Here is a 12,656-nt window from a genome sequence, read left to right on the forward strand (position 1 = left end):
ATTGAACCCGCAAGCCATCCGCATTTTTCTAGCTAAGTTATTGAAAAGAATGGTAGGCCCGGAGGGACTTGAACCCCCAACCAGACCGTTATGAGCGGTCGGCTCTAACCAGTTGAGCTACAGGCCCATCCAATTCAGTCATTTTGTCTATACCGATTTGTCTCGGCAAGCAAGCCCCTGACAGGACAAGTTTGAAGCTATCAGTGGATTGACACATGAATAGCAACAACCCGGTTATCAAGGTCGTATTACAGCCACAATGCGCCCTCACGTTGCTCTCATAAAAAACAGCTCTGTTTCCTTCCATAATGCAGAGCTTGAAGACAGACGGGTGCCTATTCAGGAGAGCTTGATGAAAAAATATCTGATCACCTTGGCCGCAATTATTCCTCTCATGGTCAGTCCATCATTGGCAGCCGAACAGCAGGCCGGCACCATTTCCATCAATGGCACTGGCATGGTCGAGATGACCCCGGATCTCGCCATAATTTCCGCAGGTGTCCACTCTCGCTCCAAAACCACAAAACAGGCTCTGGCAGATAACAATTCCAAGATGGCAGCGCTCTTCAGCACATTGGAAGAAGCGGGCATCGACAAGAAGGATATGCAAACCAGCAACTTCAATATCCACCCGGAGATGCGTTATCCACGCAAGGGCGAAAACAAACCGCCCATGATTGTCGGCTATAATGTCAACAATCAACTGACGGTCAAGATCCGTGACCTTGCCAAAATCGGCACAGTCCTGACTGCTCTGGTTGAAGCCGGAGCTAACAACATGTCCGGATTGCGCTTCGATGTTTCCAACAAGAAATCCAAACTGGAAGAAGCCCGCAAAGCAGCACTCGCAGACGCCAAGGCAAAAGCCAATCTCTATGCGACCGAATTGGGCGTAAAAATCAAACGTCTGAAATCACTCTCCGAGAGCGGTGGTTATAATGCCCCGCGTCCGATGATGATGAAAGCCGCTCGCATGGAAATGGCCATGGACGCTCCCGTGCCAGTCGCCGAAGGTTCCCTGTCTCTATCCATCAATGTGAATACAACTTGGGAACTGGATAACTGATCATCTCGCAACCATCATGCTTCACCTTGATACTAAGATCCACAAAAGCAAAGCTTTTGTGACGGCTGATAGGCGAGCGTACTGCGCTTTCCCGAAAAGTTGCAGACTTTTTGGACCAGAACTCGCACAAAGAATGCGCGCGCTCGCAGGCCCTGATCCCTTAGATCAGGAATAGCCGTGAGAGGAAAGATTGAATCAGATTCAGAACTTTAAGTGAAAGCAAAAAACAAAGGCCGGACAACAACTTGTCCGGCCTTTATGATTCAATATTTGCAAGACCTGATTCTAGCTATCAAGGAAGCTGCGCAGTTTGCGAGAGCGGCTTGGATGCTTGAGTTTACGAAGCGCCTTTGCCTCAATCTGACGAATACGCTCACGGGTCACCGAGAATTGCTGACCAACTTCTTCCAGAGTGTGGTCGGTATTCATGCCGATACCGAAACGCATACGAAGAACACGTTCCTCACGTGGCGTCAGAGACGCCAGAACGCGGGTCGTGGTCTCACGCAGGTTCGCCTGAATGGCAGCATCGATAGGCAGAATGGCATTCTTGTCTTCGATGAAATCACCCAGATGCGAATCTTCCTCATCCCCGATTGGAGTTTCGAGGGAGATAGGTTCCTTGGCAATTTTGAGAACCTTGCGAACCTTCTCAAGCGGCATCTGCAGCTTTTCAGATAGCTCTTCCGGTGTCGGCTCACGACCGATTTCATGAAGCATCTGACGCGATGTACGAACGATCTTGTTGATCGTCTCGATCATATGCACCGGAATACGAATGGTCCGTGCCTGGTCCGCAATGGAGCGGGTAATAGCCTGACGGATCCACCAGGTGGCATAAGTCGAGAATTTGTAACCACGGCGATATTCAAACTTGTCTACGGCCTTCATCAGACCGATATTGCCTTCCTGAATCAGATCCAGGAATTGCAGACCACGGTTGGTATATTTCTTGGCAATGGAAATAACCAGACGCAGATTGGCTTCCACCATTTCCTTCTTGGCCTGACGAGCTTCACGCTCGCCTTTCTGCACGGAGGAAACGATACGGCGGAATTCACCAATTTCCAGACCGGTCTCTGTTGCCAACATCTGAATATCTTCACGAAGCTCATCAATGCGATCCGCTTCATGCGCGATGAAGTCTTTCCAGCCACGACCAGGAAGTTGTGACACACGCTCATTCCAAACGGTATCCAGCTCATGGCCCTGATAATTCTTGACGAAGTCGGAACGGTTGACACCATAAGCTTCAGCCAGACGTAGCAAACGGCCCTCACGACCAACCAACTGTTTGTTGATGTCATAAAGCTGGGAAACCAGAGCATCGATACGGTTCTGGTTCAAAGACAAACTTTTCACCTCAACGATGATGTCTTCTTTCAGCTTGTCATGGCGTTTCTCCTGAGAAGGAGAAAGGCCTTTGCTGATCATGCGGTTCTCAACCAGCTGATCCTGCAAACGGCGAAGTTTTTTATAGTCTTCAGCAATCTGATCGAAGATGGCCAACACTTTGGGCTTTAACTCACCCTCCATGGCAGCAAGAGACATGTTGTTGTCCAAGTCATCATCATCTTCGTCATCTTCTTCGGAAGAACCTTCTTCACCCTCTGCCTTTTCATCATTGGTCTTGGCAGGGCCCGCATCTGCTGCTGCCGGTGTTGTCGAAGCCGCTTCTACAGCGCCCGCTTCTCCAGCATCACCATCTTCATCCTCGTCTTCATCCTCTTCATTGCCTGGTCCGGCATAAGTGGCTTCGAGATCGATGATATCACGTAGCAGGATATTGCCTTCGACCAATTCATCGCGCCAGATGATGATAGCCTGAAAGGTCAACGGGCTTTCACACAGCCCGGCAATCATGGCCTCGCGCCCAGCTTCGATACGCTTGGCAATCGCAATCTCGCCCTCGCGAGACAGAAGCTCAACCGATCCCATTTCACGCAAATACATGCGCACAGGGTCGTCGGTGCGATCGGTAGGTTCTTTACCTCCCGATGTTTTGGCAACAGCGGTGGAGCCTTTTACCTGTGCAACGGCCGTAGTCGCGCTGGCGGCAGCATTCTCGCCATCTTCTGCTTCTTCCGCTTCAATCACATTGATACCCATGTCAGACAACATGGACATGGTATCTTCGATCTGCTCGGAAGACACTTCATCGGAAGGCAGAACTTCATTCAGTTCATCATAGGTCACATAGCCGCGTTTCTTGGCGGTCTTGATCATCTGCTTGACAGCAGAAGCTGTCATATCAAGCAAGGGCGCATCACCACCTTCGCTTGTTTTGCTATTATCGTCGCTCTGTGTTGCCTTCGTAACCATTCCTGTCTCCACGAATGCTCTAGCTCGCATTCGTCCACTGAAGGGTTTTCCATATGACTTCTCATCTCTGAAATCACATGGCTTTGTCAGGATTATCAGACCAGTTTTACCAAACGGGATATTAAACGCCTCTTAACCGTGCAAATTCGTCCCCAGACCATCGGCCTGAAAGGCAAATGCTATCCACAAAAGGAAACACGGCCAGAAATCAACAAATCTCCGGTTTCTTGATCCAATGCAAGTTTGAGGCAGCAATCAATCATTTCTCGCCATATTGACAAATTGGCGCTTGGGTCTGCCGAACTCTGATATTTAGCGCAGTGATTCGATTCGGCAACCCCTAATCCAAGAAAATCTGCCCGATTCTTGCATTTTTCGAATCATTTTCAAGGATTTAGCGCCAATCAGTGTATTGATCAGGTTCAATCTGCACTTTTCTCGGCCAGCTCTGCCAGGCAATCAGAAAGAGTCGCCTGAACGCCAGCACTCTTCATCTTCGCATATTCATCAGTCAATTCCTGATCTTCTCGGGCATTCTCCTCCCGACGACGATGCACTTCCTGTGTCAGCGCCTGAATACGTTCGAAAGCAGCATCGCTTGCATCACAATCAGACAAGGCAAGAGCCGTTTCCTGCTCCAGATCCGCCTGAACATCACGAACTTCCAAAACCGACAACCAGTAACTCATAAGCCGTTCCAGAAATATCCGTCCGGGGGAATAGGCCAATTGCGGAACCTTTGACCGACTGGCCAAACGCCAGCCAAATGGACTGGTCCGTTTCCCATCCTCATCCTGTGAACCTTTCCCATGCAGGTCCTGCAGCAAGGGCTCCAGCTCACCTGGAGCCTTGGCATAGATATCTGAATAATGCTCAACCTCTTCATCGAGAATGAGGTGGGCCAAAACCTGTTTGAAAGGCTCCAGCCCCGGCTTATGAAAAGAAAGAGACAATATCTGCTCGGCATAGTCCTCGAACAAGGAAGGCATATGCACACAAAGTCCGAGAATATTTTCCTCAAATTCCGTAAATTGTCCTGCTTCCGGAACGCGTGACACATTGCTGGATGCAGCCAGGGCAGCATTGGCGCCAGCACCTCTACCCGCTCTTGCGCCACCACCGGTAAATTTCTGCTCTCTCTGCTGGCGCGATTGCAGCCAGAAATGATTGGAAAGAGCTGATTTGAAACTCATCTGATATTGTCGTGCGACCCGCTCATCCTGAATGCTGCGTAGCAAATCTTCGATGCGCTTCTCCAACGCGGCCTTGCGCTCAGGGGTATCTGTCGGTCCTGCGTTTAGTTCCCGCTGCCACACAACATCTGAAAGCGGCAACGCTTTTGCCAACAATTCATGAAAAGCATTGGAACCGCCTTGCTTGACCACGTCATCCGGGTCTTGCCCTTCTGGCATAAAAGCAAACTGGAAAGAAAAACCAGCCTTTAACTGCGGCAGAATACGCTCTATCGCACGATTGGCCGCAGCACGGCCCGCCCGGTCACCATCAAAACAGATATAAGGTTCCGGGGCCAATTTCCAAAGTTGGGCGATCTGATGCTCTGTAAAAGCTGTACCAAGAGATGCCACAGCATAAGGAATACCTGCCTGATGCAGGGCAATCACGTCCATATACCCTTCGGTGACAATCGCAGCTTTCGCCTCATAAGCTGCCTGCCGGGCCCGTTTGGCATTGAACAGCATATAACCTTTATGAAAGAGCTTGGTCTCTGGCGAATTGAGATATTTCGGCTTCCCATCCGGGTCCAGAATACGACCACCGAATGCCACCACACGGCCCCGTTCATCTTCAATCGGGATCATCAACCGATTCCGAAATCGATCATAGGTCGGACGCCCATCATCAGGTTTGATAACCAGACCGGTGGCCAACATATCCGCTTCACTCACTCCGCGCTGTAGCAGATAGCTTTTCAAATGATCTCGGCTGTTGACAGCAAAGCCAAACCGAAAGGTCGAAAGCGTCTCGGCAGTCAAACCACGCCCATTGGCATAGCGTCGCGCCTCCAGACCCAGATCAGATGAGAACTGCAGCTGGAAATATTTGGTCGCCATCTCCATGACGTCATAGAGCGAAGCCTTTTCCTGTTCCCGACGTTGGGCCTGTGGATCAGGAGATGGCAAGGCAATCCCTGCTTCCCCAGCGAGCCGCTCCACGGCTTCAGGAAAAGACAGCCCTTCTGTTTCCATCAGAAATTTGAAAACATCACCATGTTTGCCAGAGGAGAAGCAATGATAGAATTGCTTCTGGTCATTCACGGTGAAGCTGGGCGTCTTTTCCTTATTGAAGGGAGACAGCCCCATATATTCCCGCCCATGGCGGCGCAGTTTGACCTTGCGCCCCACAACATCGGACACCGAGATACGATCTCGAATATCATCCAGCAAACTTGGCGGAATTTTCATCCAAATCACTCACTTTTGGCCTCAAACGGGCTTGAGACCAATCATCCTTGGAACAAACGTAAAAAGCAACTCTTGCGCACTCACAAAACATGAGCACGCCAGTCACTTTCAAAAAACAGAAAAAGCCCGGGATAATGCCTACATCAGCAGTTTCTTGACAACCGCACTGGCCTTACCAAAATCCATCTGACCGGGGAAACGCTCTTTAAGCACGCCCATAACCTTGCCCATATCACGCAGTCCGGAGGCACCAGTCTCGTCGACTGCAACCTTACAGGCTTCCAGTACGTCTTCTTCGCTCATCTGCAGAGGCAGGAATTCCTTGATGATTGACATCTCGGTGCGTTCTTGCTCGGCAAGCTCCAGACGACCAGCTTCTTCATAAATGCGAATGGATTCATCACGTTGCTTGACCATTTTTGCCAGTATCTGCAGCAATTCGTCGTCACCGACGCGCTCCTTGCCATTCCCGCGCGCTTCCACGTCACGATCCTTGATCGCAGCGCTCACCAGTCGCAAAGTCGCCATCCGACGCTTGTCTTGAGCCTTGATAGCCTCTTTCAGACCTTCTGTAATCCGCTCGCGCATGGGAACCATCCTGTTCAACAATCAGTCTGAGCTAAATACATCGACTAAAGGCAGCTTGCAAGCCAGCAACACAGTTTACGCAACATCCCGTAAAAAGCATCAAAACCGCCCCTACTGCCATTATATAGAGTTCAAAAGCCCAAATGCCTCATGAAATTTGCTGAAAATAGCTGCAAAACAACATTCCATCGCCTTCCGATGATTGACCTTTGCCCACAATTGGCCTAATTCATCACGCTTGAGAAGAGGGTCAGGATACACCCATTTCGTACAATTCTGTTTGCCTTGAAAGGTTCAGCTAGAAGGATCAAGGACAAAATAAGGGTGGTTCCCTTATTGCAGTCATTGATACGATGGATGGATGTTTCAGGGTAAACCCGAAGGGCGAGGCAGATTTGCACAGCGACTATGTCGAAAAATCTTGCGGATGAACCACATTTAAGCGATTTTTCTTCTTGTCGTTTCGCAAATCTGCCATCGCAGAATAGACAAAATGAGTGTGCCCTGACCCTGCGCGTCTCCCATCTTGAATAAACAAGGCAAAATACAGCCGGGCTTGCCCGACCAACCTTTGCCTGCACCCTATTCAAGACGGCATCCGGATCCAACAGCTCGCAGGACGCAAAAGACATGGCTCAAACAGCACCAACCACTCCCGCCCCGTGGCAGGAAATCAAACCAACCGCTCTGCTTGTTCTGGCTGACGGCACAGTGATTGAAGGCCAAGGCATCGGTACCACAGGCTCTGCCGTAGCCGAGGTTTGCTTCAACACCGCCATTACCGGTTATCAGGAAATCCTGACCGACCCATCTTATGCAGGGCAGATTGTTACTTTCACATTCCCTCATATCGGCAATATCGGAACCAACGACGAAGATTCCGAAACCGTAGACATGTCCGCACCATCTGGCGTACGCGGAGCAGTGATCAAGACCGATATAACCGAGCCTTCCAATTATCGCGCAACCCGCCATTTGGATGGTTGGTTAAAACAACGCGGCATCATCGGCATTGCCGATATCGACACCCGGGCGCTAACCGCGTTGATTCGTGAAAAAGGCCTCTCCAATGCCGTGATCGCTCACGCACCGGACGGAAATTTCGACTTAGATGCGTTGAAAGCAGAAGCTGCTGGATGGAATGGTCTGGTTGGTGCAGATCTGGCCAAAGACGTAACCACCAAAAATCAGTTTGGTTGGACAGAAACACCTTGGGTTTGGGATGAAGGCTATGGTGATTTGTCTGATCCTGATTTCCATGTGGTAGCCATTGACTACGGCATCAAGCGTAACATCCTTCGCCTGCTGGCTGATCAGGGTTGCAAATTGACCGTATTGCCCGCGTCCGCGACTGGTGAAGAAATCCTGTCTTACAATCCAGATGGTGTTTTTCTATCCAATGGCCCAGGCGACCCAGCGGCTACCGGCGAATATTCCGTCAAAGCCATTCAAGCTATACTGAAAGCTGACATTCCGCTCTTCGGTATCTGCCTTGGTCACCAAATGCTGGCTTTGGCACTGGGTGCTGACACCAAGAAGATGCATCAGGGCCATCATGGTGCCAATCATCCGGTGAAGGACGAGACAACCGGCAAGGTGGAAATCACCTCCATGAACCATGGCTTTGCGGTCGACGGTGACAGCCTGCCAGAAGGCGTGGAACAGACCCACATTTCCCTGTTTGATCAGACCAACTGTGGTCTGCGTGTCAGTGGCAAGCCGGTCTTCTCAGTTCAGTACCATCCAGAAGCTTCCCCTGGTCCGCAGGACAGCCACTACCTCTTTACCCGCTTCACCAACCTGATGCGTGAAAGAAAAGGCATGGAGCTGGAGGCTGAATAAGCCAGACAGATTCGATGAAACAAATAAAAACCCCGGCAGCATCGCTACCGGGGTTTTCTTATATCCACTTCAAAACAGCAATTATGGGTTGGTCACAGAAAAGGTATCACAACGCCCCGCCTTTCCGCTGTCATATCCAACAGCAAACCATTTCTTGCGTTGAGCAGATGTCCCATGATTGAAGCTTTCCGGCACAACATAGCCTTGAGTACGACGCTGCAGGGCATCATCACCAATCTGAGTAGCGGCATTCAAGGCTTCATCCAGATCTCCCGCCTCAAGCAAACCCTTCTGACCTGTATAATGCGCCCAGACCCCGGCAAAGCAATCAGCTTGCAATTCAACTCGGATCGACATTTGGTTCGCTTCCAGCTTGCTCATTGAGCGACGCTTGCGATTGAATTCAGGCAGAACACCGGTGATATTTTGCACATGATGCCCGACTTCATGAGCAATCACATAGGCTTGCGCGAAATCTCCGGGCGCTTCAAAGCGGGTTTTCAGTTCACGATAGAAGCCGAGATCGATATAAACCTTCTTGTCACCGGGGCAATAAAAAGGCCCGGTTGCAGATGAAGCAAACCCACAAGCAGACTGTACCTGATTGGAAAACAAAACCAGCCTTGGTTCGGGATAACGTTGCCCGGCTTGTTTGAAGATCGCGCCCCAGACATCTTCGGTCTCCGCCAGCACCACTTTGACAAAAGAGGACAATTCATCGGAAGCTCCACTACGCCCACCAGATGGTGCCTGAGTCTGACGCGGAACTTGTGTCTGTTGCTGGGTAATACTGCCACCGCCCCCCATCATGATGGAAAGGATCTCCATGGGATTGACGCCCATCAGCCATAGAACCACCCCACCGATGATCAGAAAGGTCAGGCTCGGCTTTCCTGTCCCACGCCCCCGTCCAATCGGCAAGCGAAACCCACCGCGAGACATAGTCCGGCCGCTTTGCCCACGTTTATCTTCTACATTGTCACTTTCGCGACGCCCACGCCAACGCATATGAGCCCCTATATATTCATCTTAAAAGTCGCAGCTGTAGTATGCTCGGCATACCTTTCCCAATTTGTATCAAGAATACCCACAAGTTCTCATGAAAGCAAAGCAGCTTGCAAACAAAAGAAGGCCCGCACTTGGCGGGCCTTACTTCATTCCGATATGTCAGTCTCATTCGACGACACTCAGTTCGTACTCCGATCGGTCAGTTTAGAACCATGACCGGAAGAAACGCGCTACAACGCAGCGGAAACTCGCAACTTCATGAACGTCACAACGACGACGGACACCAAGGGCTTCCCGACTTGCTACTAGATTGGCCAACATTGCCTTTCTCCTTCATCAAGAGTGGGATCATGCTTCCCTGTTCACCATGGCACCGATTGTGTGCAAATTACACCAAAACGCCCATTGACCATAACAGTCCTCTAGGCTTTAAATAGAGGTGAATAAGCTGCACAGAGTGCACTTATGCTTTCAATATGTGCACTTTGTGCATTTTTGTCAACCAATAAGGCGCACTTTTTGCGCGGTGGCTTAGTATCGTGTCCAAATCAGAAGAAAAACATCAAGAAGATCATATGCCTGCAACCCAGTTCCGTGCATGGCGCAGATCTTTAGGATTGAAGCAAAAAGATGCAGCTGACCTTCTGGGGCTGAAAAAGCGTATGATTCAGTATTATGAAAAGGGCGCCAGAGACGGAAAAACAGTCACGATTCCCAAATCAGTTCGTCTTGCATGTTATGCCATTTCCATTGGCATCAGTGACTATGACGGCAAAAGCCCCCAAAAACTGGATCTCAAAAATCTATCTGACTGACCCGAAAACGTACATTTCCAAGCCACAAAACATAAGCGGAAACAATATATGCATTTCCGCTCTCAGGTTGTGATTGACGCAACCAACAACACTCCAATTCATCTTCATACATTTGTCACAAGCAAGATGCAGGATTCACGGTCAAGCAAACCGGACATGTATTTCTCCGGAATAATCAGAAGACCAGGATCGAGTTTACCATGCTCTCCCATCGGCATATCGCCCGTGACATAAGCTATTCCCGTTCTGCCAAGTCCAAATCCGGCCGTGCCATGATCCGCCTTCTGGAAAATTCCACCGGCCGGTTGCAATTGATCAGACGCGCACAAGGCTATGAACAAGATGTGGCCAAAGGCAGGAATTTTTGGTCGGTCATTGCAGAACGCTATGGCCTGTCCTTGGAACTTATCTCAGGTTCTCTGAATATGATCCCCGAAAGTGGGCCGCTTGTTCTAATAGCCAATCATCCTTATGGTATTCTCGACGGGTTGATGATGGGGCATATTCTCTCCCAGCAACGCGGAGATTTCAGAATATTGGCCCATCAGGTTTTCCGAAAGGCGGAAGATCTGAACAAAATCATTCTACCTATTCGTTTTGATGAAACCAAGGAAGCCGTTCGACAGAATATCGAAGTCCGCAAGACAGCTCTTGATTATCTGGCCAATGATGGTGCCATTGGCATCTTTCCCGGTGGGACAGTCAGCACCAGTGTAGGTCCCTTCACCTTTCCAATGGATCCTACCTGGCGCACATTCACAGCCCGAATGATTACAAAATCCAACGCAATGGTCGTGCCTCTCTTCTTTGATGGTCACACATCAAGGCTGTTTCAGATCGCCAGCCACCTGCATTACACACTGAGAATGGGTCTGCTTTTGAAAGAATTCAAAAAACGTCTCGATACCAAGGTCAGAATCGCCATCGGTAATCCAATTGGAAGAGACATTCTCGATCCATTGGCATCAGACCCAAAAGCATTGATGACTTACTTGAGAGAAGCCACCTATTCCCTCTCTCCCGATCCTCTTGATACGCAAGCTCTTGGATTTGAGTTTGAAAAGCATCACAAGACTTAGATTCAGGTATCACATCAATTCAATCCAACCCATCACCAGTTGATTGAGAAAACGTCCAGGCCAGAGCACTGCAATGGTTCCGGGAATGACCAACGCACCCCAATAGAGGCCCAAAACAGCTTTTCTATGCGCACCGATATGCCCGGCGCGAACATAGCGATAGGCATTCCACAGCATGAAAAGGGTATAGATGGCCAATCCATGTAAAGGCGAAAAATACATCCCCAGCATCATACCGCTCGATAATCCGAATGCTGATAGAGCTGTGACCAGCATCAACATCATCCAAATACGCCCCATCAACCGATGCGCGAACGTTCCTTTTGGAATCCAGAATAGCAAACCACCAAGCAGCAAAGCTCCAAGTGCTGAATACAAGTGCAAACCAACCATCAATTTCCTATATCCCCATTGACGCTTTCGCTCTATTTCTTGGCAAAGGGTCGTCAAATTTCTTTACGTGGGACAAGCGATGCTCATAATGGTGATCTGATTCAAATCCATCTTCGCGAATGAGCCAGCAAATCCGCCAATGACCGTGCCTACTCCCCCAAATCAGGCCTCAGCACCTTTCACGCATCGTGAACAGCAAGATACCAATGACAATGGAAATACGAGTGGCAAGCGCTCTTCCGCAAAAGGCAGCTTGACCAGATTGGCAATTGGATATGCACTAACATCAGCACTTCTCATCTGGACCGGGCCGTTCAGTACCTATGACCTGTTTCCACTTGTGATCCGCATTTTCTATTGGGGATTGATCAATCTCGCAGCCTGGCTTCTAACCGCATCCCTTGCCATCGGGATTGAGCAATTTCTGAAAAAGAAGATGCAACCGCTAACCAAACGCATGGAAGTAACAGGGGCATTTCTGGCTGGCTGCATGAGTGCGACCCCGTTGGCTTTCATCGTGGTCATGGCCAACCGGTTGACCCTGCCTTATTCAACCAATCCGCAAGCCATCAACAGCCTTCCTGATTTCCTGTCGCTCCTGAGCCATATCGCTCCGCTGACCATTTTAATTTCTGTGCTCTACACCTTGTGGCATCACCGCCAGTCATCAGCAGATCAACCAGGACTTGATGAGGCACTGGTCAGCACAACGGATACAGAGCAACCAAAGAGCATCTCCAGCCCCTTCTTTGATCGCTTGCCGAAGCATTTGGGAAGAGATCTGCTCTGGCTCTCAAGCCAGGACCATTATCTGGAAGTTAAAACCACCAAGGGCAAAGAGTTGATTCTCATGCGCCTTGGAGATGCAGTGAAAGAGTTGGAAGATTATGCAGGTGCGCGCATCCATCGTTCGCACTGGGTAGCAGATGCCGCTGTGGAAAGGATCGAGACTCGTGAAGGACGGCTTTTTGTCCACTTGAACGACGAAACCTGCCTGCCAATCAGCCGAACCTACCGTCAGGTGCCAAGTCAACGGAGCTGGTCAAACAGCCGCAAATAGGCAACGATAGGCACGTAATTGTACCAATCCATCATTTCCAGAGTGAAAAGATGGGGTTTG

10 protein-coding genes and 1 tRNA gene are annotated in these 12,656 nt (G+C 49.9%); 5 read left to right on the forward strand and 6 right to left on the reverse strand.

Going from position 1 to position 12,656, the window contains the following annotated elements; translation table 11 throughout:
• Positions 1-50: 50 nt before the first annotated feature.
• A tRNA-Ile gene (locus CRO57_RS19515) sits at positions 51-127 on the reverse strand.
• Positions 128-352: 225 nt separating this feature from the next.
• Between CRO57_RS19515 and CRO57_RS19520 the strand changes: the two genes are divergently transcribed.
• On the forward strand, positions 353-1,066 hold the full coding sequence (locus CRO57_RS19520; protein WP_170956179.1) for an SIMPL domain-containing protein: 714 nt from the start codon (positions 353-355) through the stop codon (positions 1,064-1,066).
• A gap of 285 nt (positions 1,067-1,351) precedes the next feature.
• Here CRO57_RS19520 and rpoD read toward each other — a convergent pair whose 3' ends face one another.
• From rpoD to CRO57_RS19535, 3 genes are all read right to left on the reverse strand, one after another.
• Positions 1,352-3,388 carry an RNA polymerase sigma factor RpoD gene (gene rpoD / locus CRO57_RS19525; RefSeq protein WP_097155200.1) on the reverse strand — a complete coding sequence of 679 codons (2,037 nt, stop codon included), beginning with the start codon at positions 3,386-3,388 and terminating at the stop codon, positions 1,352-1,354.
• Positions 3,389-3,810: 422 nt separating this feature from the next.
• Complete coding sequence (dnaG, locus tag CRO57_RS19530; RefSeq protein WP_097155201.1) at positions 3,811-5,811, reverse strand: DNA primase; 2,001 nt, start codon at positions 5,809-5,811, stop codon at positions 3,811-3,813.
• A 138-nt stretch (positions 5,812-5,949) separates the two neighbouring features.
• Positions 5,950-6,399, reverse strand: coding sequence for a GatB/YqeY domain-containing protein (locus CRO57_RS19535; RefSeq protein WP_097155202.1), 450 nt, complete (start codon positions 6,397-6,399; stop codon positions 5,950-5,952).
• A gap of 630 nt (positions 6,400-7,029) precedes the next feature.
• On the opposite strand from CRO57_RS19535, the gene carA reads away from it, so the two are divergent.
• A complete protein-coding gene (gene carA / locus CRO57_RS19540) occupies positions 7,030-8,241 on the forward strand; it encodes a glutamine-hydrolyzing carbamoyl-phosphate synthase small subunit (RefSeq protein ID WP_097155203.1) in 1,212 nt (403 codons plus the stop codon).
• Between the two features lie 81 nt (positions 8,242-8,322).
• Here the strand turns inward: carA and ypfJ are convergent, their stop codons facing one another.
• On the reverse strand, positions 8,323-9,249 hold the full coding sequence (gene ypfJ / locus CRO57_RS19545) for a KPN_02809 family neutral zinc metallopeptidase (RefSeq protein ID WP_097155204.1): 927 nt from the start codon (positions 9,247-9,249) through the stop codon (positions 8,323-8,325).
• Between the two features lie 575 nt (positions 9,250-9,824).
• Between ypfJ and CRO57_RS19550 the strand changes: the two genes are divergently transcribed.
• A complete protein-coding gene (locus CRO57_RS19550) occupies positions 9,825-10,064 on the forward strand; it encodes a helix-turn-helix domain-containing protein (protein ID WP_097155205.1) in 240 nt (79 codons plus the stop codon).
• A 200-nt stretch (positions 10,065-10,264) separates the two neighbouring features.
• Positions 10,265-11,143: a lysophospholipid acyltransferase family protein gene (locus tag CRO57_RS19555; protein WP_097155206.1), complete on the forward strand. Its 879-nt coding sequence runs from the start codon at positions 10,265-10,267 to the stop codon at positions 11,141-11,143.
• 9 nt (positions 11,144-11,152) lie between these two features.
• Here CRO57_RS19555 and CRO57_RS19560 read toward each other — a convergent pair whose 3' ends face one another.
• A complete protein-coding gene (locus tag CRO57_RS19560) occupies positions 11,153-11,536 on the reverse strand; it encodes a DUF2306 domain-containing protein (protein ID WP_097155207.1) in 384 nt (127 codons plus the stop codon).
• 139 nt (positions 11,537-11,675) lie between these two features.
• Between CRO57_RS19560 and CRO57_RS19565 the strand changes: the two genes are divergently transcribed.
• Positions 11,676-12,596, forward strand: a complete 921-nt coding sequence (locus tag CRO57_RS19565; protein WP_097155208.1) for a LytTR family DNA-binding domain-containing protein — start codon at positions 11,676-11,678, stop codon at positions 12,594-12,596.
• Positions 12,597-12,656: the final 60 nt, after the last annotated feature.

Source organism: Cohaesibacter gelatinilyticus (genome assembly GCF_900215605.1).
Classification (GTDB): domain Bacteria; phylum Pseudomonadota; class Alphaproteobacteria; order Rhizobiales; family Cohaesibacteraceae; genus Cohaesibacter; species Cohaesibacter gelatinilyticus.